Origin of the sequence: Arthrobacter sp. C9C5, from assembly GCF_013359735.1 — a bacterium.
Lineage (GTDB): Bacteria > Actinomycetota > Actinomycetes > Actinomycetales > Micrococcaceae > Arthrobacter.
Window position 1 is genome coordinate 32370 of record NZ_JABFMX010000024.1, and the last position, 21369, is coordinate 53738.

Genomic DNA, 21369 nt, shown 5'->3' on the forward strand with positions numbered 1-21369 from the left:
ACTTCCCTGCAACGTAGTGCCCGACTGCCTGAAACACGCTCCCGGGAGGATTGAACCCGGTTGGGGACCGGCGGCGAGGTGTCCCGGTACGGCGATTCGTTGGAAGGGAACGCAGGTGGAACTCACCGCGGGAAACGTCTGGATCATGTTCTCGGCAGCCCTCGTGCTGCTCATGACCCCCGCCCTCGGGCTCTTTTACGGCGGCATGACCCGGGCCAAGGCCTCACTGAACATGATCATGATGAGCTTCGTCTCGGCCGGCATCGTTGGTGTCGTCTGGGTACTCTGGGGCTATTCAATGACCACCGGCAAGGGCTTCCTGGGCATCTTCGGGGACCCCTTCGCCAACTTCGGGCTGGCCAGGCTGATGGGCTCCCCCGACCTCCTCAAGGCCGGCTTCAGCGCAACCTTCGCGATCATCACCGTCGCCCTGATCAGCGGCGCCATCGCCGACCGCGCCAAGTTCACTGCCTGGGCGCTCTTCGTTCCGGTCTGGATTACCGTGGTCTACTGCCCGCTGGCCTTCATGGTCTGGGGCGGCGGCCTGATGAGTGTCGGCGGGGCCGTGAGCTCCGTCTTCGGCCAGGTAATCGACTTCGCCGGCGGCACCGTGGTGGAAATCAGCTCCGGCACTGCCGCCCTCGTCCTGGTCCTGATCGTGGGCAACCGCCACGGCTTCGGCAAGGACCCGGCCCACCGCCCGCACAACATTCCGTTCATCATGCTCGGCGCCGGGATCCTCTGGTTCGGCTGGTTCGGCTTCAACGCGGGTGCCGCGACGACGGTGGAGCAGGCCGGCCTGATCTGGGTCAACACCCTCGCGGCCCCCGCGGCGGCCATGCTGAGCTGGCTCGTGGTCGAAAAGATCCGCCACGGCCACCCCACCTCGCTCGGCGCGGCGTCCGGCGTGGTGGCCGGCCTCGTCGCGATCACACCCTCCTGCGCCAACGTCAGCCCGCTCGCCGCCGTCGGCCTGGGCCTGGTGGCCGGCGCCGCCTGCTGCGTCTTCGTGGACCTGAAGTACAAGTTCGGCTTCGATGACTCGCTCGACGTCGTGGGCGTCCACCTCGGTGGCGGGCTGATCGGCACGCTGGCCCTCGGCTTCATCGCCCTGCCCGTCGACGGCCAGGGCGGAGGGCTCTTCTACGGCGGCGGTCTGCACCAGCTGATCGCCCAGACCGTCGCCGTGCTGATCACGGTCACGCTGTCCGGCCTGGCGACGGCAGTCATCGGGCTCGCGATCCACAAGACCATCGGCTTCCGCGTCAGCCACGAAGCCGAGGTGGCCGGCGTGGACCGCTCCGAGCACGCCGAAACCGCCTACGAATTCGACGGCCTGGCGCACAGCCGCTTCAACCCGTTCGGCCACCACGTCCAGGCCCACGCGGTCCAGGCCCACGCTGCCGGGGACGCCGCTGCCCCGCACGGCCAGCAGGAACGCGTCAAAGAAGACAGCCTCGCCTAAACGCGGCCGGCCGGCACCGCCCCGGCACCGCCCCGGCCGAAACAACCGCCTGACAGAATGGCCTCATGGAACTCGCCCTCGGACTGCTGGTTCTCGTGGCCGTTGTCTGTGCCGGCAGCGCACTGGGCCGGAAGCTCAACGTTTCCGTTCCCCTGCTGCTGGTGCTGGCCGGCGTCGCGGGTTCCTTCCTCCCCTTTGTCCCGCGCATTGAGCTGAACCCGGAACTGGTCCTCGTCGGGCTGCTGCCGCCGCTGCTCTACGCCGCCGCCTTGCGAACCTCGCTCTTCGATTTCGGTTCCAACCGCCGCGCCATCGGGCTGCTCTCGGTGGGCTACGTCATCTTCGGAACCCTCGCCGTCGGCCTCGTGGTCTGGTGGCTGTTCCCGGAAATCCCGCTGGCCGCCGCGATCGCCCTCGGCGCCGTCGTCGCACCGCCCGACGCCGTGGCCGCAACCGCCATCGCCCGGAAGGTGGGCATGCCCCGCCGGATTGTTACCATCCTCGAGGGCGAATCCCTGGTAAACGACGCCACCGCGCTGGTCTGCCTGCGCGCCGCCATCGCGGCGATCGCCGGGACCGTGTCCGCGGCCGGGATCGCCGGCGGCTTCCTGCTCGCGGCCGGCGGCGGACTGGTGGTCGGCCTGGCTGCCGCCTACGTGCTGACCGAGCTCCGCAAGCGGATCCGCAACGTCGCGATCAACACCTCGACGTCGCTGATGGCCCCCTTCGTCGCCTACCTCCCGGCCGAGGCGATCCACGCTTCCGGCGTCCTCGCCGTCGTCGTCACCGGGCTCGTGATGGGAACCAAGGCGCCCTCCATGCCCAACGGCGCGGCCCGGCTGAGCCAGCGCAGCAACTGGAACACGGTGCAGTTCCTGCTGGAAAACTCCGTGTTCCTGCTGATCGGGCTGCAGGTCCGGACGATCATCGAGGGCATCCAGGACGACTCGCTTGGCGCCGGCCGGATCTGGGCCGGCTGCGCCGTGATCCTGCTGGCGGTGTTGCTGCTCCGGCCGGTGTGGGTGTTCCCGGCGACGTACCTCCCCCGGCTGATTCCGAGCGTGCGGCGCGATGACCCGGCGCCGCCGTGGCAGTTCGCCGCGATCGTGTCCTGGGCCGGGATGCGCGGGGTGGTGACGCTGGCCGCGGTGCTGGTGCTTCCCGCGGACCTGGAGCACCGGTCCGTGCTGATCCTGGCCGCGATGGTGGTGGTCGGCGGGACGCTGACGCTGCAGGGCTTCACCTTGCCGGCGCTGGTCCGGCTGCTCCGGGTCCAGGGCCCGGACCAGCGCGAGGATGCCCTGAACCAGGCGTCCCTGATGCAGCTGGCCACCGCCGCCGGGGTGGAGCGGCTGCAGGAACTGCGGACCGACAACGACCCGCCGGAGGTCGTCGCGATGCTCAAGCGGCGCACCCAGGAGCGCGGGCTGGCGGCCTGGGAGCGGCTCGGCCGGCCGACGTCGGAGGCCGCGACCCCCAGCCAGCGCTACGCCCAGCTGCGGCTGGCCATGCTGGACGCGGAACGGGCCAAGGTGCTGGAACTGCGGCGCGGCGGCGCCTACGCCCACGAGGTCCTCAGCGAGGTCCTGGACCGGCTGGACGTTGAGGAATCCATGCTGGACATCTCGCTTGAGGAGCTGGACACCCCCGCCGAGGGCGGCGGCGAGGGGATCGCGAGGCCCGGCGGGGTATGCGGCCACCTCGAGTCCGCGCCCGACCCCGACGTTCCGCGCGAACCCTTCTGCGCGGACTGCCGCCGCGAAGGCACGACGCCGGTGCACCTCAGGATGTGCCTGGCGTGCGGGAACGTGGGCTGCTGCGATTCCTCCCCCGGCACGCACGCCTCCCGGCACTTCGAAGCCACCGGCCACCCCGTCATGCGCAGCATCGAACCGGGCGAGGACTGGCGCTGGTGCTACGAGGACGACCTGCTCGGGTGATGCCAAGGCCGCCCGCCGCGCGTACCCTCGGTTTGTGGACATTGTTGAGTTTCTGTCCGAGCGAATTTCCGAGGACGAGGCAGCGGCCCGGACACTCCTCAGCGACCGGACCGTCTCCAAGTCCGGCGAATGGTACGAACAGCGGCTGCTGCTCGAGTGCGAGGCCAAGCGGAGGCTGATCGGCGTCGTCGAAGCGGCCCGGCAGTCGGCGCTGGCCTCGATGGTCAGCGACTCGCTCCAGGAGGCCCACTGGGCGCCGCGGTCGCTGGACTGGATGGAGCGCTCCCTGCAGGCCCTGGCGTTGCCCTATTACGACCACCCGGACTTCGAGCAAGGCTGGCTGCACCCCTGAACTGCGGCCCCCACGCCCGGCGCCCACGGCCCTGAAATATCCGCGCCCGGGATGCCGTTAGCCCGGATATGACAACAATCGGAATCATCGGTGCAGGACACATTGGCAGCCAGCTCGCCCGGAAGGCGGTCCAGCTCGGCTACGACGTCGTGATCAGCAACTCCCGGGGGCCGGAAACCCTGGCGCAACTCGTCGCCGAACTGGGCCCGCATGCCCGTGCGGCAACCGCGGCGGAGGCTGCGGCGGCCGGCGATTTCGCCGTCGTCACGGTCCCGCTGAAGAACATCAAGGACATCCCGGCAGAACCGCTGGCCGGCAAGATCGTGGTCGACACGAACAACTACTACTGGGAGCGCGACGGACGGTTCCCGGCGCTGGACAACGGCGAGGCCACCACCTCGGGTCTGCTCCAGGAGCACTTGCCCAAATCCAAGGCGGCCAAGGGCTTCAACCACATCATGTACACCCAGATCACTACCGACGGCACCCCGGCCGGCACGGAGAACCGCCGCGCACTGGCCACCGCGAGCGACTTCCCGGAGGCGGCGGAGCTTGTGACGCGGCTCTACGACGAGTTTGGCTTCGACACCGTCAACATCGGCCCGCTCTCCGAAAGCTGGCGCGTGGAACGGGACCGCCCGGCCTACGTCGTCCGCCAGAATGCGGCCGAACTGCGGGAAAACCTGGCGAAGGCGCCGCGCACCGTCCACGCGCACTAGCCCGCGGAGCCGGCCCCCGTCGTCCGCTCACCAGGGTCGGGGCCTCCGCAGCCGCCGCCACCAGGGCCGCTTCGGCTCCGGTTCGGGCGGGGCCACGACGGCGGCCCGGGCCGCCCGGCGGTCGCGCCAGAGTGCCACCTCGGCGTCGACGTCGCGGGTCTTGGTGATGACCGGCGGTCCGCCTTGGAGCTGCCGGCGGGCGTCGATCACGCGGGCGTTGAAGTCGGCCAGGATATCCCGCACCTGTTTCTCCGTGAACTGGGCATCCAGGCGGGCGTCGAGTCCCGCGTCCTCCGTGCGTAGCAGGATCGCCGTCGGGCCCAGGCCGGTGATGTTCTCGCGCTGGAGCAGGCCCTTGACCCACCAGTCCGGATCGTAGACCTCGCCGAGGCCCGGGATGGGTTTGCCGGCGTACTTGAGATTGTCGAACTTCCCCTGCGCCATGGCGTCGCGGATGAGGTATTCGGCCTTGGCAGCGTCGTCTACCAATGCGCGTTTTTGCCTGAGCTCCTCCTCGGCGGCGCTGAGCTCGTCATTCTCCTGGACCGTGCTGCCGCTGGCCCGGATGGAGCGCAACTCGGCCGCCCGTTCCACCCGGCGCCGGAACGCCGAGCCTCCCCCGCCGCTCATGAGCCACCGTCCTTCCCGGCCGCCGGAATCCCGGATCTGCGTTCAAGTATGCGCAAATCAGGGCGGCGGCAAAAGATGCGGCCGCGATGAGACAGGCACCTAACACCCCGGTAACGCGGCGTTAATCCGCCCGTGCGAGGCTGGTGACTTCGGATTAGCACAGAACCCTTCCTGCACAGCAGATCCCAAGGAGTCTCAGCCGTGAACAGCCAAGAGCACAATCCGTCCGACAGCCCCCTCCCCACCAGCGGCGGGGCTTCGCCCCAAGACCTGAGCAGCACGCACGTCACCCATGTCCGGGAAGACGTGGCCATGGCCGGCCGCTGCGCCAACGTCCACCTGCCCACCGGGCGCACCTGCACCCTGCCGGTCCGCCATCCGGGCGCGTGCAGCTTTGTGGGGCCCGAGGAAGCGGAGACCATCGCCGTCCACTAAGAACCGGGGCGGGCTCGCGTCGAGATGACAGGTCGCGGCAGTGATTTGCCGAAACATTGCCGCGAAAAGCCATTTCGCGCGGGCGTTTACGGCCCGTCCAGGCAGAGCACGAAGCCGGGAAAGACATGGCGGCCGGGACGTCCGCCGGCCTCGTCGATGGCCCGGCGGAGCTCCCAAAGCTGGTCCACCGACAGTTGCAGCGGCGGTTCGCCCGGCTGGTAGGTGGTGTAGATCGGGTAGTCGACCCCGGGATCCCGCGACATTTCGATGTGGCAGCCGAGGACATGGCTGACGGGGTGCGTGGCGCAGAATCGGATCAGCCGGTTGATCGTGTCCACAAACGCCGGCCAGTCGTGGATGTAGAGGCGGCCTGGGTAGACGGTGTCTCCGGTGAGCAGGATGCCGGTGTATGGGTCGTAGAACGTGACGGCGGCGCTGTGGTGTCCCGGGCTGGGCCAGCACTGCAGGAGCCGGCCGCCGAGGTCCACCTGGGCCCGCCGGTCGGCGTCGCTTGCGCGACCGCCGTCGTCGTCCTCGAATCCGAAGAACTCCCACGCGCTGCGCTGCTCAGCATCCACCACGAGGGTGCCCGGCCGGTCCGCGAACTGGGCATCGCCCGCAACATGGTCACCGTGCGGATGGGTGTGCAGGACCAGCAGCCCATAGCCCTCACGCGGGTGCGCGGCCAGCCAGGTGTCGATTAATCCGTCGACGACGCGGCGCAGCGGGAAGAACTCCGCGGAGGCCGTGGCGCCGGTGTCGATCAGCACGGCCCGGGCGTTGCCGAACAGCAGGAACATGAACGGCGCCTCGTAGTTGACCGCCATGTTCTGGCGCAGCACGAAGGTGTGCTCGTCATAGGCGTGGACCTGGATGTCCGGGTCCGTGTTGTGCTTCGCCGACTCCGAGCCGTGGATCCAGGACACGTTGAGGTCACCGGGCCGGGGCACTCCGGACGTGAAGTCGATCGCTGCGGCGCCGCCCATGTCTACAGTCCCGGCAGGACTTGTTCACGGACCTGCTTGCGGAGGATCTTGCCGAGCATGGAGCGGGGCAGGTCCGGGACTGGGACGATCCGGCGCGGGACCTTGTAGCCGGCGAGGTGCTCACGGCAGTGGGCGCGGAGGGCGTCCTCGTCCAGTGCGGTGCCCGGTTCAAGTTCGACGGCGGCCACCACCATTTCTCCGCCGCGCTCCAGCGGCTTGCCCACGACGGCGGCGTCCCTGACATCAGGGTGCAGGCGCAGCACCGCTTCCACCTCGGTGGGCGAGACGTTGAAGCCGCCGGTGATGATGAGCTCCTTGGCCCGGTCCACCACAGTGGTGAACCCGTCCGCGTCCACGGTCACCACGTCGCCGGTCCGCAGCCAGCCGTCGGCGGTCAGGGTTTTCGCGGTTTCCTCCGGGTTGTTCCAGTAGCCCTGGAAGACCTGCGGGCCCTTAATCAGCAGCTCGCCCGGCTGGCCCTGCGGGACCTCCACGGTCGGCTCGTCGACGTCGACGACCTTCATCAGGGTCGACGGGAAGGGCACACCGATGGTGCCGGTGCGGCGGGTGGGGTGGAAGGGGTTGCCGAGCGCCACCGGGGAGGATTCGGTCATGCCGTAGCCTTCCACGAGCAGGCCGCCGGAGACCGACTCCCAGAGCTCCACCACATGGTCCGGCAGGTTCATGGCGCCGGAGATGCAGTACTTGCAGGAGCGCAGCGAGACGCCCTTCTCCTTCGCGGCCATGGCGGTGCGCTCGTAGATCGGCGGGACGGCGCAGTAGACGGTGGCGGGCGACTTCTTCATCGCGGCCAGCACCAGGTCCGGGTCGAACTTGGGGAAGAGGACCAGCAGGCCCTGCTTGCGGATGCCGTAGGTCAGGTACAGCGTCATGCCGAAGGCGTGGAACATCGGCAGGATCGCGTAGAACACTTCCTTGCGGTACTCCGCGCCGGCCATCCAGGCCTCGCCCTGCAGGGCGTTGGAGTACAGGTTGAAGTGGGTGAGCATCGCACCCTTGGGCCGGCCGGTGGTGCCCGAGGTGTACTGGATCGCGGCAAGGTCGTTCACCGAGGGACGCGGGTGCGCGGGGTCGATCCTGCCGTGGCCCAGGAGTTCCCTCCACGGCATGGTTCCCGGCGCGGGGGCGGTCAGCGAGGCACGCGTTTCGCGCAGCTTCTTCAGCGGCAGCGCCAGGGCCAGGCGCTTGGCGGCGGGGAACGCCTCGAGCAGGTTGACCGAGACCACGTGGTCGATTTCGATGTCCGACGGGAACTCGCGGATGGCGGCCGCGGCCTTGTCCCAGGCGATCACCACGCGGGCCTGGTGGTCCTCGAATTGGTGGCGCAGTTCGCGGGAGGTGTAGAGCGGGTTGTGTTCGACCACGACGGCGCCCAGGCGCAGCACCGCGTAGAAGGCGACGACGTGCTGCGGGCAGTTCGGCAGGATCAGGGCCACCCGGTCGCCGGCCCGGACACCGAGCCGGCGCAGCCCCTCGGCGGCCCGGTCCACCTGCTCGCCGAGCTCCGTGTAGCTGGTCCGGCGGCCGAAGAATTCCAGGGCGGGGGCGGTTGCGGCCTCGGTCACGGACCGCTCCAGCATCGCGACGAGCGACTCCGTGGGCAATTCGATCTCGGCCGGGACGCCCGGCTGGTAGTTCTTCACCCAGGGCTGCTGGTCAGTGTGCTCCATGCCCACATCATTTCGTGAACTGCCCGCCGGGGGCGAATTCCGGACGCCGCCCACCCAAACGGCTCGCAGTTGGCACAGGATCTACAGCGCGGACCAGCCGCCGTCGGACGCCAGGATGGCGCCGTTGACGTTCGTGCCGTCGGCGCTAAGCAGGAAGGTGATCGAGGCTGCCAGTTGCGCCGCGGTCGCCGGGGTGGGGATGTTGGCGCCCATCAGCGGGCCCAGCCGTTCGGCGGCCAGCTGCGAGCCCCAGTCGGCCACAATGTTGGTGATGGTTGCCCCAGGCGCCACCGCGTTGAAGCGCAGGCCCTTCGGCCCGTACATCACCGTGGAGTTTTTCGTCAGCCCGACGACGGCGTGTTTGGACGCGGTGTACGCGGCTCCGGCGGCGGATCCGCGCAGCCCCGCCTCGGAGGCGACGTTAACCACGGACCCGGTGCCGGCCTGCAGCATCAGCGGGACCACGGCGCGGGTCAGGCGCATCAGCGCGGTGACGTTGATCCGGAAGACCCGGTCCCAGACGGCGTCGTCCACCTCGTGGATGGGGGCAAAGTTGTCCATGATGCCCGCGACGTTGGCGAGCGCGTCCACGCGGCCGCCCGCGGCGGAGACGACGGCGGCAACGGTTTCCTCGGTGGAAATGTCGCCCGTCACCGGCACGATGTCCAGGCCCGCGTTCTCGGCCACCAGGTCATCCAGGCGTTCCTTGCTGATGTCCGCCGCGATGACCCTCCCGCCCTCCTTCGCGACGCGCAGCGCGGTGGCCAGGCCGATGCCGGAGCCTGCGCCCGTAACGATGACGGTCTTGCCGGCGAAACGCCCCGGGGTGATGGTTTCCTGCCATGAAGCTTCGTTGCCCATGATGTCCTTCCAGACGTGAACAGTCCTGACAGCGCCAGCCTAACGGGGGCAGCGTCCCCGGGATAGGCTGGCGGGGCACGGTTCCGCCGTCGCAGTTTGACGGGAGGGCCGGCTGTTGTCCACAGTAAGTCAGTGCTCTTGAACGTTGAACAAAGCGCCCCGGGCACTCCTGCCCCCGGCACCCGCCCGCGGCGGCAGCAGCTTGCGGCCCTCATTGGTTTTCTGGCGGCCTCCTGGGCCGTATCGCTGATCGGTTCCCTGCCGATCAGGATGAACGGCGCCTGGTACGCGGCCGCGGACACCGCGCCGTGGACCCCGCCGGGCTGGATGTTCGGCTCGGCGTGGCTGGTGCTTTACGCGGCCATGGCCGTGGCGGCGTGGCTGGTGTGGCGGCAACGGCTCTTCCCGCGCCGCCAGGCGCTCCGAGTCTACGGCGGACTGCTGCTGCTGAACCTCTTGTGGCCGCTGATGTTCTTCGGCCTGTATCCCCTGATGGGCGCCGCGGCCCTGTGGCTGGCGCTGCTGGTGATCGCCGCCCATGCCGCGTTTGCGACCGTGGTCGTGCTGCACTTCGGGCCGATCAGCACGACCGCCGGGGTGTTGATGCTGCCCTACGTGTCGTGGCTCGTGTTCTCGGCCAGCCTGAACCTGTACGCGGCCCTGAATAACTAGGCGGCCAACCGCCCGCGAATGGGAGGACGACGGCGGACTGAGTTCCGCCGTCGTCCTCCTGTTTAAAGCTGTGGCACGTTCGCCCTTCGCTTAGGCGTTGGCGTGCTCGGCGAGGATCGCGTCCACCTGGCCGAGCGCGCCCTTCATACCCTCCTCCATGCCCATGGCGACGATCTTCTCCATCTGCTCCTCCGTCTCGAAGGTGGACAGCACGGTCATCCGGGTGCGGTCGCCGGTCGGCTCCAGCGTCACGACGCCATGGATCGTGCCCATCTCGGCCACCGGCTCGCCATTGTCGTCCGAGAAGCCGTCATCGAACTCCAGGCTGCGCGGGGCGTCGATGGCGACGAAGCGCCACCAGCCGCGGGCTTTCTCCCCGTCCGGTCCCGTCATGTAATAGCTGGCCTCGCCGCCGGGGACGAAGTCATGCTTCTCGAAGGTGGCCGGCCAGGTGGGCGGGCCCCACCAGCGCTCGAGCTGGCGCGGGTCTTCCCAGATCTGCCAGACACGCTGGACGCCGGCGTCGAACTCCGCGACGACGCTAAGGCTCAGCGCCTCAAGATTCTTGACTGAACTGATGACTGTCATATCGAACCCTTCCTATGCTTCTGCTTCGCTGGTTTCTGCCTTGCCTGCTGATTTCTCGTTGGCTTGTGGATCCGTTTCGGCCAGCAAGTCGGCGATCCGTTCAGTCCGCTGCCGCCAAATGACCTCGTACTCATCGAGCAGACTGCGGGCCTTATGCAAGCCCGCGTGGTTGGCCCGCACAATCTGCTCCCTTCCGCGCTTCTCCTTGGTCACCAGGGACGCGCGTTCCAGCACCGCCACATGCTTCTGGACGGCGGCGAAACTCATGGCGTAGAGCGCGGCGAGCCCGGAAACGGAGTACTCCCCCACCGTCACGCGGCGCACGATGTCCCGCCGGGTCGCGTCGGCGAACGCCTGGAACAAGCGGTCCACTGCTTCGTCACTCAACCGATCTACAACCATTTGGTTGTAGAATAGGCCCGCGCCGAATGGGTGTCAATGGGTTGGCGTGCGCTTCAGCCCAGGAACGTCCGGTGGATGTCGCTGCCGTAGCGGCCGATGATGTCCCGCTTCGCTCTCCTGAAGGCTTCGAGGTCTCCGGCGTGGCCGTGCTGTTCCACGCGGCGCCGGGCGAGCTCGTCCGCGATGACGTCCAGGAAGAGTTCGGCCAACAGAAGGCGTGCCGAATCGCGGAAGCGTCCGCGGCCGTCAACGTAGAGCTGGACCGTGGGCGCGGCGGTGTTGATGATGACCTTCCGTTCTTCTTCGCTGTAGATGGCACGGTCGGCGCTGTTGTGCAGGCTGCGGAACTCGTAGCCGGTGAAGAGGTCGACGCCGTGGTCCCGGCTCGGGCGGCGGGCCTCCGGGTGCGCCGCCGGCTGCACCGTCGCATCGGCGAGCACCGCACGATGCGGGGGGTGGTTGGCACTGCGGTGCGAGGCGTGTTCGGCGATGACGATTTCGCACAACGCCCAGTAGTCGCCGGCCCGGACGGTAACCTCGCCCCGTTCGCCGGGCCGCTCCCCCGTCACGGTCCACTCGAGCCGCCGCGCCTCCCCCAGCGCGCCGACGGCGACCGGGACAGGTTCCGGCTCGATCCGCAGCGTACCGGGCAGGTCCACCTCGAACGTGAGCGTCCCGCCGTCGGGCAACCGGGCCGGATCCAGCAGCAGGGAAACATGGAACGGATGCCCCGGCGGACGATAGTAGAAGGGGGTGGTGAAGCGCAGCGCCGCTGGCCGCTCCCCCGCAGGGAGGCTGCCACCGGGCGCCGGCGCCGTTTCCAGCCCCAGGTCGACGACGGCGGCCTCGTTCATGTGCTGCAGCAGGCGCTCGATCATTTCGGCGGTGCGGCCGGAGGTGGTGGCGCGCTCAAGATGCGTGAGCTTCTCCTTCTCGGCCTGCACGGCGCCGGCGATCATCCGGCTGACGGCCTCGGAAAAGGCCGCCACAAAGGGGTCCCGGGGGTTCAGGCCCTCACGCTCGTCGCTGATGATCGCCCGGCCGCGGCCCAGCATCCCGGTCAGGGCGTCACAGGATACGACGCCGAAGAGGTATTCGGTGCCCACCTGGTTTTCGAACGCGAACAGCTGGCAATCCAGTGCGGCCATCCCGGACAGAACGACGAGGCCGTTGGTGCGTTCGTCTCCCTTGAGTGTCAGCTCGGTCGCCGTGGCGCGTTTCAGCGTGAGGGTGAACGGATACGCCCGGCCTTCGAAGCTGACGCTTCCGTCCTGGTCCGGGCCGAGCAGCAGAGCCGCCGGCGGCTCCTGGAACCTTACCGGCTCGCGTCGTTGCTCGCCCGACCCGGGCTGGCCGTGCTCCAGCTCCACGCCGCGCCGGTCCAGCACCGCACGCAGGTAGAAGTTGTCCGACAGGGACTGCAGCAGGGTGCTGTACTGGGTGATCCGGACGCGGGGATTGTCGACGACGACCGTCACCCGGGTGCCGCTGGCGGCCGGTGCTTCGTCGATGCCCAGCCGGGCGTAGTCGGCCGGGAATGCGCGGCGGTCCTCGCCGCCGTCGTCGTAGAGGTAGCCGCCGTTCTCGCCACGGAAGACGTCGATCCGGGTGAAGCGGCCGCCCTGGATGGTCTCGATCCAGCCGTGGCCCAGGCCGAAGATCGCTTGCTTGAGGCCGCGGCCGAAGTAGCCGCGGCCGTCACCCTCGCCGCGCGCGAGCGGGCTGTGCGCGCCGCCGTAGCTGAGGATCCGGCCGGCCCGTTCGAAGGACATCCCTTCCGCCTGGTCGCCGACCATCAGCACAGCGCCGGTGAGGTGCCGCTCGTACCGGACGTGGATCCGGCCGCTCACGTGGGCGCCGGCCTTTTCGAGCCGCGCGTAGCTGTCGTCGCTGTTGGTAATCAGCTCCACCAGCGCCTTCTCCACCGAGGCGAAGCGCCGCGAGTCGATCCCGATCACGCGCTGGTCCACTTGGATTTCGGCAACCGTCATGCTGATTCCCTCGCTCACAACTGAAGTTGTTGCTGGACGTTCCTCAACCCGCAGCCGCAGGTCCGGCCCGATACGTGGAGCGTAGCAGTTCCGGGCTATTTGGCGCGGGTGTGCGAAATCGAGGCAGCCAAGGTACGCGCTGACGCTGGTTGCTAGCGGGACCTGGGCGTGGGAACCGAGGCTTCCAGGTCGTCCGGCTCAAGTTCTGCCGGGCTCTCGATAAAGCCGCTCAGCCAAGCGACCGCGTCGGGTCGAGAGGTGAAGAATTCGTGAGGATATTTTGTGTCCCGGCTCGTGGCAGCGGCCACGACGCGGTCGACAGCGCTGGAGCCAAGGACTGCAATGGCGAGAACGTCGACAGATTTGGCGAACTCGTACCGGGCGGCGGCGCTGATCTCCACGTCTGTCATGACGGAGAGCATCGGCATCTGCCGGCCCTGGCTGATCAACTCGGTGGCCCGCATGGCATCCCGGGCGTCGCCGACGTCCACAAACGAGCCGGGGGCCCAGACGGACTCGATGATGCCGTCGCTGATGCGGAGGGAATTCTTCCCATTCGCGGCGCGGATTGGTTCTGGCATCATCTGGCCAATTCTAGGCGCGGTCAGTCCGCTCGTGCGGACAACACGGCGCAGAACCGTGCCTACATCGTCGACCCGTCCCAGGCAAAGCGGCCGCCACGTGGGAAGCCGGCTGTTCACCAGCCCTCCATAAGGGGTTCATTACCGATAAGTAACTTGGTGAAGTCCTGATGAGAACCATCCATTGAGAGGCTTCCCCCATGAGCGCGACTCGAACCCGAGGCATCCTCACGGCCGCCGCAGCTATCGTCCTGGCGGCGTCCGCAATCGGCGGCACGGCGGCCGCCCAGGCCGCCGGCACCAACGATCGGCCCAACGGCAACAACGCCGGTTCCGGCAGCCACCGCGAAACCGACACCGCGCTGGCCGAGGCCTTCAACGGCGTCGACCGGAACACGAACTGGCAGCAGACCGGCAAGCTGAAGCTGAAGTTTCCGACGTACCACACGGAAGGAATCGCTTTCAGCCAGGACCACATCTTCCTCTCGGCCGTTCAGATCATTGAGCCGACCGCGAAGTTCCCGTCCCCGCAGGGCGGATTCGACCGCACGGCGGGCAAGGGCGTCGGCCACCTGTTTGTCATGGACAAGGCCGGGAATCTCCAGAAGGACATCGTCCTGGGCGAGGGCGACATGTACCACCCCGGCGGCATCGACTTCGACGGCGCCAACGTCTGGGTCCCTGTTGCCCAGTACCGGCCCAACAGCAGCGCCATCATCTACCGGGTGGAAGCAAACACCCTCGACGTGCACAAGCAGTTCGAGGTGAAAGACCACTTCGGCGGCATCGTCATGGACAAGCAGACCGGCCACCTCGTGGGCAACACCTGGGGCTCGCGGCGCTTCGCCGAATGGGACCTGCGCGGCAAGCAGCTCTCCACCTGGCAGAACCCCAACTACTTCATCGATTACCAGGACTGCCAGTACGTGCCTGCCTCGAAGATGCTCTGCGGCGGTATCACCAACCTCCCGCAGACCCCGGCAGCCGGCGGCCCCGACGCCACTTACGAACTCGGCGGGATGGCCATGATCGACCTCAAGTCCCGCAGCGTGACCCGCGACGTCCCCTTCCAGCAGTGGTCCACCGCCGGGCACGTGGCCACCCGCAACCCGTTCAAAATGACCGCCGACGGGAACCACCTCACCTTGAAGCTCGCCCCCGACAACGGCGACGAGGGCAACGGCACCGAGATCCTCACCTACGAAGCCACCGTCGCCCCCGCCAAGTAGCGGTGCACCAACCTTGAAACAGAAACGATTGGATACCCCCTTGCAACGCTTCACCCCTAAACGCCTCGTTGCCGCCACGAGCGCCACCGCGCTGGCGGCGTCGGCGCTGACCGCCGGCCTGATCGGCGTCGGCGTCGGCCCGGCCGCAGCCGGCGAGAAACACGACGGAACCGCAACGCCGATCAAGCATGTGGTGGTGATCTTCCAGGAAAACGTCTCGTTCGACCACTACTTCGCCACCTATCCGAAGGCCGCCAACCTGCCCGGCGAAAGCCAGCAGGGCACCGGCACCAAGGCGGCTGCGTTCACCGCTGCAAAGAACACGCCGAAGAAAATCAACACGCTCGCCACAGCGGGCCTGCTGGCACCGAACAACCCGAACGCCGCGCAGCCGGCTCGGCTTTCGCCGATGCAGGCCGTCACCTGCGACCAGGACCACAACTACGGTGCCGAGCAGAAGGCCTACAACGGCGGGGCGATGGACAAGTTCGTTGAGTACACCAGCCGGGACTCCTGCGGCACCAACCAGTACGGCCGCCCCGGGTTGACGATGGACTACTACGACGGAAACACCGTCACCGGCATCTGGAACTACGCCCAGAACTACGCCATGAGCGACAACCACTTCAGCACCGTCTTCGGGCCCTCCACCCCGGGCGCGCTGAACCTGGTCTCCGGCCAGACCCACGGGGCCACCGAATACACCGCGGCCGGTCAGCCCGTGGCCACGCCGGCGGGCGGCAGCAGCACCGTCCGCCAGCCGGACGCGAACGGCGTCGGCACGGTCATCAACGACCCGGACCCGGTCTATGACGACTGCTCGAACAACAGCCACGCCAAGACCGGCAACCTGGCCGGCATGACCGGCAAGAACATCGGCGACCTGCTCAACGCCAAGGGCACGTCCTGGGGCTGGTTCCAGGGCGGCTTCACACCGACCACGCCCGCGACCGGAACCACCCCGGCCTCGTGCCTGTCCAGCCACACGAACGCCGCCGGCGCCAGCGTCGTTGACTACTCCCCCCACCACCAGCCGTTCCAGTACTACGCGTCCACCGCCAACCCGCACCACTTGGCGCCGGCGTCGGACGCAGAGATCGGCCACAACGGCCGGGCCAACCACCAGTACGACCTCACCGACTTCAACAAGGTGGTCAATACCGACAACATGCCGGCCGTCTCCTTCCTGAAGGCGGGGATGTACCAGGACGGCCACGCCGCCTACTCCGACCCGGTCGACGAGCAGAACTTCATCACCAACACCGTCAACCAGATCCAGAAGTCCAAGAACTGGGAGAACACCGCCGTGGTGCTCGCCTACGACGACTCGGACGGCTGGTACGACCATGTCGCCGCCAAGGTGAAGAACTCTTCCAACAGTGCCGACGACGCCGAGTGGTGCCAGAGCGCCGCGGCCAGCGGGGTTCCGATGGCCGGCGGTTATGCGGACCGCTGCGGCCCGGGCCCGCGCCAGCCGCTGGTGGTTGTTTCCCCCTTTGCGAAGAAGAACTTCGTGGACCACACGGAGACTGACCAGGCCTCGATCCTGCGCTTCATCGAGGACAACTGGAACACCGGCCGGATCGGCGACGCCTCCGCCGACGAAACCGCCGGCTCCGTGAACGCCATGTTCAACTTCAACAAGCAGCGCACCGACAAGGTCCTGCTCGACGAGCAGACCGGCGCCGTTGAGTCGATCACCAACAACGACGGCGACCCCAGCCGCCGGAGGTAACACGCGCCGCGACCTGCCGCAGGCGGGCGGACAGACAGAGACGCCACCCGGCGATGGCCGGGTGGCGTCTCTGTGCCGGCTTACCCAGGCGCGCAACTCAGCTCAGGGCTATTACGAACGCCAGACCGGCCAGCACCAGGGACACCGGGACCATGACGCGCCGTTCGTCCTTACTCTGGGACGCAAGGTTGGGCAGCACGCTGAACAACAAATAGGCCGCGATCACCCACATCGCCACCACCGCAATGAAGGGCGCCGGCAGGACCGAAATCAATTCGGCCCGATCCAAGGCAACCAGTGCAAAGGCCGCGTAAACGACGATCGACACGGCACTTCCGACGCGGAGCCGCGCCGGAAGCACCGCGCGTTGGCCGCCCCAGGCAAACCGGCCGAGCGGCAGCCCGAGGATCAGCAGCAACTGGAGCACGGCAAGTGCGCCGAGCACTGCACAAAATGCGAGGGGGATTTCCGGCGTCATGAGCTGAAGACTAGCGGCTCGACGAAGCGGACGTGGTTACGGCGCGACCGTCAGCCACGCTGCCGGTTCACGCTCAGGCGATCAGCCGGGTGTCAAAGAACTCTTCCGCGAGCCGGATCAGGTGCTCAGGGACGTCGGCGTCCTCACCGTGGCCACCGTGGCCGAGAATGACGGCGGTGCCCCGCGCGACGCCCGCGAGGTCCAGGCCGCAGTCGTACATCAGTTGTGCGGCGCGCAGGTTCACCGGGAGATGGGTAATCACACCTTCGGCGTTGAGGTAGACGTGCCAGTTCCCGCGGGTGACTGTTTCAAGGTCTCCGCCCACTAGGCCTTGTAGGGTCCGCTGGTCGGTTTCGATGGTTTCCACCCGGACAGGTTCGCTGATCCGGGCCGGGATTATCAGTGCTGTGTATCTATTCGTCATTTTGGGTCCGCTGTTAATAACAACGGCGTAGTTCCCCGTGTTCCCGGGGCTGGAGGAAGCCCCGCCGCCCCCGGGAGACCCGCAAAACGCCAGCGGACGACGGCGGGAGGTTCCCGCCGTCGTCCGCTTGCGTTCAGTCCTCGGCTGCTGAGGCGACCGGCTTCCGGTCAGACGGACAGCGGAACTTCCTCCGCCACGTCGTCGTGCGCGGCCGGCTCCTGCCGCGCCGGGCGCATCGCCGCTACGGCGCCGCCCGCCACGAGGACCACGGCACCGACGCCCATGTAGAGCATGGAAGCCGTCCAGTGCGCGTCCAGCAGGGCGCCGGTGATGAGCGGGGCGACGATGGCGCCGACGCGGCCGATTCCGATCGCCCAGCCGACGCCGGTGCTCCGGACGGACGCGCCGTACAGGGCGGGGGTAATGGTGTACATGCCGGCGATGCAGCCGTTGATCAACATGCCAACGACGCCGCCCGCGACGAACGCCAGGGCGAGGATGCCGGCGGTGGAAATGAACATGACCATGGTGGCGGCCGAGAGTACCGCAAACGCGATCATCACCTTGCGGCTGTTCCAGCGGATGGTGAGCAGGCCGTAGAGCAGGGACCCGAAGGTGCCGCCCAGGGTGAGCATGAGACCGCCGATGACGCCCTGGCTCTCAGTCATGCCGGCGGTGACGAGCAGCCGCGGCGTCCAGCTGTTCACGAAGTAGAACCCGAACATGGTGGCAAAGAAGGCCAGCCAGACGAGCCAGGTGGAGCGGCGGTTGCCGGCGGTGAAGAGTTCAGAAAGCTTGTTCCTGCGCTGGGCAACTGCAGCGGGCGCGGGGATCTCGGTCACCTCGGGCTGGCCAATCTTGCGGGCAATCTTGTTGAGACGATCAAGGACGTTGCGGGGACGACGATTGGTCAGGAAGTCCACCGATTCAGGCAGCAGGACCGCCAGCAGGGCCAGGACGACGCCGGTGCAAATGCCGCCGAACACGAAGACCGAGCGCCAGCCGAAGTTTGCCTGGAGGGACACGGCGGCGGCGCCGCCCAGCGTCGCGCCGATGCCGTAGCCGGCCGTATAGATGCTGATGGCCAGCCCGCGCCAGCGCTTGGAGGAGTATTCGCTGGCAATCACGTTGGTGCAGGCCAGGATGCCGCCGATGCCCAGGCCCGTGACGACGCGCCAGATTCCCAGCTCCACCGCCGAGTGCGCCAGGGAGGCGAGCAGCATGCCGGCGGTGGCAAGGCCAACGGAGACCAGGACCATGGGCCGGCGGCCGATGACGTCGGCGAAGGGTGCCAGGCCCAGCGACCCGATGGCCATGCCGACCAGGCCGGAGCTCAACAGGATGCCGAGCTCGGCCCCGCTGAGGCCGAACTCGCGGGTGACGCTGTTGGCCGTGAACGCCATGGCCAGAACGTCGAAGCCGTCGAGGGCGTTGAGGATGATGCACAATCCGACGATCAGCCATTGGTACAGGGACATGCGGGACGCGTCGATGCGTTCTTGGAGTTGCATGAGACTACTTTCTGGAGGCCGCGGACAGTCCGGGCGGGTACAAAGTTGCGTGCCGAGCGGCGGGTGTGCGCCATTCGGGGCCAAAAGCCCGCCGCCGGGGATCGTCGTCGAGCGCCCGGCAGCCGGACAACTATCTATACTGATAGCTAGATGTGGCGTGAGACACAGCGTAACTATGAACATAGTTAGTTGACAAGAGTTTTGATGAAGTCGGGCCCGTATGTTGCGATGCGACGACGAGTCCCATGGAAAGGACCGGTGGCGAGGTGAGTCTGCGCTACGCCCTGCTTGCCCTGCTGACATCCCAGCCCCTGACGGGCTACGACGTTTTCAAGCAGTTCGAACAATCCGTCGGCTACGTCTGGCATGCTCCGGACTCGCAGATCTATCCGGAACTCCGCCGGATGGAAAAGGACGGGTTGCTGCGCGGCGTCGAGGAGGCCTGGGGGAAGAAGGGAAAGAAGAAGCGGTACCACATCACCCCGGAGGGGGTTGAGGCTTTTCGGGCCTGGATCAACACGACCCTCGATTACACCCGTGAGCGGGATCCAGTCCACCTCAAGGCGGCATATCTGGAGTGGGCTGAGCCCGAGGCCGCGCGGACGCAGATGCAGGCCCACATCGCATACCACTCCTCACGCGCTCAGCAGTGGCAGGAGATGATTGCCGCCCTTGAGGACCGGAGCAATCCCATTCTGGCAACCCGGCTGGAGGCGGCTCCGGAAGCCGACCGAGCCAAGATCGCCGGTTACAAAATATTCACCTACGAGGGCATGATCGAGCGCGCCAACGCCGAGATCCACTGGGCCCGGCATGGCTTGGAGCTGATCGACAAATTGGAGTCGTAACGCTTGGTGTGCCAACGAGCCCTGCTGAGGGGCTCGTTGGCACACCAACTCCAACTTGTGCTCGCGACGGGGGTTCCGGGCTAGAAAGGGTACCGGGCGGGTTTGGCCTGCATGGTGACCCACTGGTTTTCGGTGAACGACTCCAGGTTGGCCTCGGCGCCGCCGATCCGCCCTCCGGTCCCGGAATTGCGGACGCCGCCGAAGGGGATGTGGGCTTCATCGCCGACGGTCTGGTCATTGATGTGGACCAGCCCGGACGGGATGTGCCGTGCGATGCTCCAGGCGCTCATGGCGTCGGAGGTAATGATGCTGACGGAGAGTCCGTATTCGGAATCCCTGGCCAGTTCCACGGCTTCCTCAACCGTACTGAAGCGGATAACTGGCGCCACCGGTCCGAAGACTTCCGAGCAGAACGCTGGCGTATCCGCACGTACGCCGTCCAGTACGGTCGGCGCGTAGAACAACCCGTCGAAGGTGCCGCCGGCAAGCAGTGTGGCGCCGCCGGCCACACTCTCGGTGACCAGCCGGTGGATGTTGTCCCGCTGTTTCACGTCAATGATCGGGCCCAGCGCCACTTGCTCGGTAAAGGGGTCGCCCACGGTGAGCCGCTTGGCCTTCTCGGCAAGCAGCGCCACGTACTCATCGGCGATGGATTCGTGGACGATGTGCCGCCCGGCCGTCATGCAGATCTGGCCCTGGTGGAGGAAGGATCCCCACGCGCCGTTGGAGGCCGCCAATTCCACGTCGGCATCGGCTAGGACGATCATGGCGTTGTTGCCGCCTAGCTCGAGGTGAGCCCGCTTGAGATGCTCGGCAGCCGAGGCCCCGACGCGGCGGCCCGCAGCCGTGGAGCCGGTGAAGGCGATCACCCGGGTTTCCGGATTTGCCACCAGGGCGGCGCCGGCCTCAGCCCCACCTGGCAGCACCTGCAGGACTCCGGCCGGCAGGCCGGCCTCCTCGAAGACCCTGGCGATTGATACTCCGCCGGCCACGGCAGTCCGCATGTCCGGCTTCAAAACAACCGCGTTGCCCAGAGCCAGCGCCGGAGCCACGGCCCGGATAGCCAGAATCAGGGGAACGTTGAACGGTGAGATGACACCGACGACGCCGACAGGGACCCGCCGGCTGAAGCTGAGCCGCTCGGGATCGGCGGCCGCAAGCAGCTCGCCCTGGCCCCGGGAAGGCAGCGCGGAGGCCTCAAAACACTCCTGCGCCGCAGTGTGGGTTTCCAGCTGTGCCTTAGGCAGGATCGAACCGGCCTCACGGATGATCCACTCATGGATCTCGTCGGCGTGCTGTTCGAAGAGCATGCCTGCCCGCCGCATGACCGCCGCACGTTCTTCGAAGTTGGTTTCAGCCCAGTCCGCCTGGGCTGCGGTCGCCGCCTTACAGGCTGCATCGATGTCGTCGGCGGACGCGACGCCGATGCGCCCAAGTTCATTTCCCGTAGCTGGTTCAACCACAGGGGCGTCGCCGCCGCCGGAAAATGTCCAGCTTCCGGTAAAGATCTTGCCTTCCCAGATTGCGGGGTCCATCAGTTTCACGAAGGTACCTTTCGGTGGGTGGTCCGGCTCTGGCGTCGTTGCGAAGGCCGGTATCAGGTAATTGAAGCCTCTTGCCACTACCTATGTTGATAGGTATGCTGTGATGCGGAACACTACCTATCGAGGTAGATAGTAGCGGGAAACGGAAGGATTGACCATGACGGCAATGATGCAGTCCGTGAACTCGACGACGAACAAGGTGCTGGGGTACCCGCTTAATGCCTGGTATGTAGCCGCCTGGGACCATGAAGTGACCCGGAAGCCGATGTCCCGGCGGATCGCGGACC

General features: G+C 67.3%; 21 protein-coding genes. 9 read left to right on the top strand and 12 right to left on the bottom strand.

All coding sequences use genetic code 11. The features are described from left to right. The first annotated feature begins 145 nt into the window (after positions 1-145). From HNO80_RS16220 to HNO80_RS16235, 4 genes are all read left to right on the top strand, one after another. Positions 146-1465: an ammonium transporter gene (locus tag HNO80_RS16220; RefSeq protein WP_175323905.1), complete on the top strand. Its 1320-nt coding sequence runs from the start codon at positions 146-148 to the stop codon at positions 1463-1465. Between the two features lie 65 nt (positions 1466-1530). Beyond that, positions 1531-3405, top strand: a complete 1875-nt coding sequence (locus HNO80_RS16225; protein WP_175323883.1) for a Na+/H+ antiporter — start codon at positions 1531-1533, stop codon at positions 3403-3405. Between the two features lie 34 nt (positions 3406-3439). Then, on the top strand, positions 3440-3757 hold the full coding sequence (locus HNO80_RS16230) for a DUF6221 family protein (protein ID WP_175323884.1): 318 nt from the start codon (positions 3440-3442) through the stop codon (positions 3755-3757). Positions 3758-3825: 68 nt separating this feature from the next. Then, on the top strand, positions 3826-4476 hold the full coding sequence (locus HNO80_RS16235) for an NADPH-dependent F420 reductase (RefSeq protein ID WP_175323885.1): 651 nt from the start codon (positions 3826-3828) through the stop codon (positions 4474-4476). Positions 4477-4503: 27 nt separating this feature from the next. Here the strand turns inward: HNO80_RS16235 and HNO80_RS16240 are convergent, their stop codons facing one another. Then, on the bottom strand, positions 4504-5106 hold the full coding sequence (locus HNO80_RS16240) for a DnaJ family domain-containing protein (RefSeq protein ID WP_175323886.1): 603 nt from the start codon (positions 5104-5106) through the stop codon (positions 4504-4506). A gap of 201 nt (positions 5107-5307) precedes the next feature. Here HNO80_RS16240 and HNO80_RS16245 point away from each other — a divergent pair, with 201 nt between their 5' ends. Then, the gene (locus tag HNO80_RS16245; RefSeq protein ID WP_175323887.1) at positions 5308-5541 is read left to right on the top strand and encodes a hypothetical protein; all 234 of its coding nucleotides are present in this window, start codon (positions 5308-5310) and stop codon (positions 5539-5541) included. 86 nt (positions 5542-5627) lie between these two features. Here HNO80_RS16245 and HNO80_RS16250 read toward each other — a convergent pair whose 3' ends face one another. From HNO80_RS16250 to HNO80_RS16260, 3 genes are all read right to left on the bottom strand, one after another. Continuing rightward, on the bottom strand, positions 5628-6527 hold the full coding sequence (locus tag HNO80_RS16250; RefSeq protein WP_175323888.1) for an MBL fold metallo-hydrolase: 900 nt from the start codon (positions 6525-6527) through the stop codon (positions 5628-5630). Positions 6528-6529: 2 nt separating this feature from the next. After that, positions 6530-8218, bottom strand: coding sequence for a long-chain-fatty-acid--CoA ligase (locus HNO80_RS16255; protein ID WP_175323889.1), 1689 nt, complete (start codon positions 8216-8218; stop codon positions 6530-6532). 81 nt (positions 8219-8299) lie between these two features. Then, positions 8300-9079, bottom strand: coding sequence for an SDR family NAD(P)-dependent oxidoreductase (locus HNO80_RS16260; protein ID WP_175323890.1), 780 nt, complete (start codon positions 9077-9079; stop codon positions 8300-8302). Positions 9080-9211: 132 nt separating this feature from the next. On the opposite strand from HNO80_RS16260, the gene HNO80_RS16265 reads away from it, so the two are divergent. Beyond that, a complete protein-coding gene (locus HNO80_RS16265) occupies positions 9212-9751 on the top strand; it encodes a TspO/MBR family protein (protein ID WP_349627382.1) in 540 nt (179 codons plus the stop codon). 90 nt (positions 9752-9841) lie between these two features. Here HNO80_RS16265 and HNO80_RS16270 read toward each other — a convergent pair whose 3' ends face one another. The 4 genes from HNO80_RS16270 to HNO80_RS16285 all read right to left on the bottom strand — a co-directional run bounded on the left by HNO80_RS16270 (position 9842) and on the right by HNO80_RS16285 (position 13316). Next, on the bottom strand, positions 9842-10339 hold the full coding sequence (locus HNO80_RS16270; RefSeq protein WP_175323891.1) for an SRPBCC family protein: 498 nt from the start codon (positions 10337-10339) through the stop codon (positions 9842-9844). Between the two features lie 12 nt (positions 10340-10351). Continuing rightward, complete coding sequence (locus HNO80_RS16275; RefSeq protein WP_175323892.1) at positions 10352-10741, bottom strand: ArsR/SmtB family transcription factor; 390 nt, start codon at positions 10739-10741, stop codon at positions 10352-10354. Between the two features lie 53 nt (positions 10742-10794). Then, the gene (locus HNO80_RS16280; RefSeq protein ID WP_175323893.1) at positions 10795-12732 is read right to left on the bottom strand and encodes an ATP-binding protein; all 1938 of its coding nucleotides are present in this window, start codon (positions 12730-12732) and stop codon (positions 10795-10797) included. A gap of 152 nt (positions 12733-12884) precedes the next feature. Beyond that, positions 12885-13316, bottom strand: a complete 432-nt coding sequence (locus HNO80_RS16285) for a DUF7793 family protein (protein ID WP_249777407.1) — start codon at positions 13314-13316, stop codon at positions 12885-12887. Between the two features lie 197 nt (positions 13317-13513). Between HNO80_RS16285 and HNO80_RS16290 the strand changes: the two genes are divergently transcribed. Together HNO80_RS16290 and HNO80_RS16295 are read left to right on the top strand one after the other, a co-directional pair. Beyond that, positions 13514-14542, top strand: a complete 1029-nt coding sequence (locus tag HNO80_RS16290) for a DUF6454 family protein (protein ID WP_175323894.1) — start codon at positions 13514-13516, stop codon at positions 14540-14542. 40 nt (positions 14543-14582) lie between these two features. Continuing rightward, on the top strand, positions 14583-16277 hold the full coding sequence (locus HNO80_RS16295; protein ID WP_249777408.1) for a phospholipase C: 1695 nt from the start codon (positions 14583-14585) through the stop codon (positions 16275-16277). Positions 16278-16374: 97 nt separating this feature from the next. Here the strand turns inward: HNO80_RS16295 and HNO80_RS16300 are convergent, their stop codons facing one another. The 3 genes from HNO80_RS16300 to HNO80_RS16310 all read right to left on the bottom strand — a co-directional run bounded on the left by HNO80_RS16300 (position 16375) and on the right by HNO80_RS16310 (position 18690). Further along, positions 16375-16755 (bottom strand): hypothetical protein, encoded by a 381-nt coding sequence (locus HNO80_RS16300; protein ID WP_175323896.1) that lies wholly within the window; start codon positions 16753-16755, stop codon positions 16375-16377. A 73-nt stretch (positions 16756-16828) separates the two neighbouring features. Continuing rightward, positions 16829-17179 carry a DUF3846 domain-containing protein gene (locus tag HNO80_RS16305; protein WP_175323897.1) on the bottom strand — a complete coding sequence of 117 codons (351 nt, stop codon included), beginning with the start codon at positions 17177-17179 and terminating at the stop codon, positions 16829-16831. A gap of 167 nt (positions 17180-17346) precedes the next feature. Continuing rightward, entirely contained in the window at positions 17347-18690 is a 1344-nt protein-coding gene (locus HNO80_RS16310) for an MFS transporter (RefSeq protein ID WP_175323898.1), read from the bottom strand. Positions 18691-18956: 266 nt separating this feature from the next. Here HNO80_RS16310 and HNO80_RS16315 point away from each other — a divergent pair, with 266 nt between their 5' ends. Continuing rightward, positions 18957-19538 carry a PadR family transcriptional regulator gene (locus tag HNO80_RS16315; RefSeq protein WP_175323899.1) on the top strand — a complete coding sequence of 194 codons (582 nt, stop codon included), beginning with the start codon at positions 18957-18959 and terminating at the stop codon, positions 19536-19538. 80 nt (positions 19539-19618) lie between these two features. On the opposite strand, the gene HNO80_RS16320 is transcribed toward HNO80_RS16315, so the two are convergent. Beyond that, positions 19619-21073 (bottom strand): benzaldehyde dehydrogenase, encoded by a 1455-nt coding sequence (locus tag HNO80_RS16320; protein WP_217501010.1) that lies wholly within the window; start codon positions 21071-21073, stop codon positions 19619-19621. Positions 21074-21369: the final 296 nt, after the last annotated feature.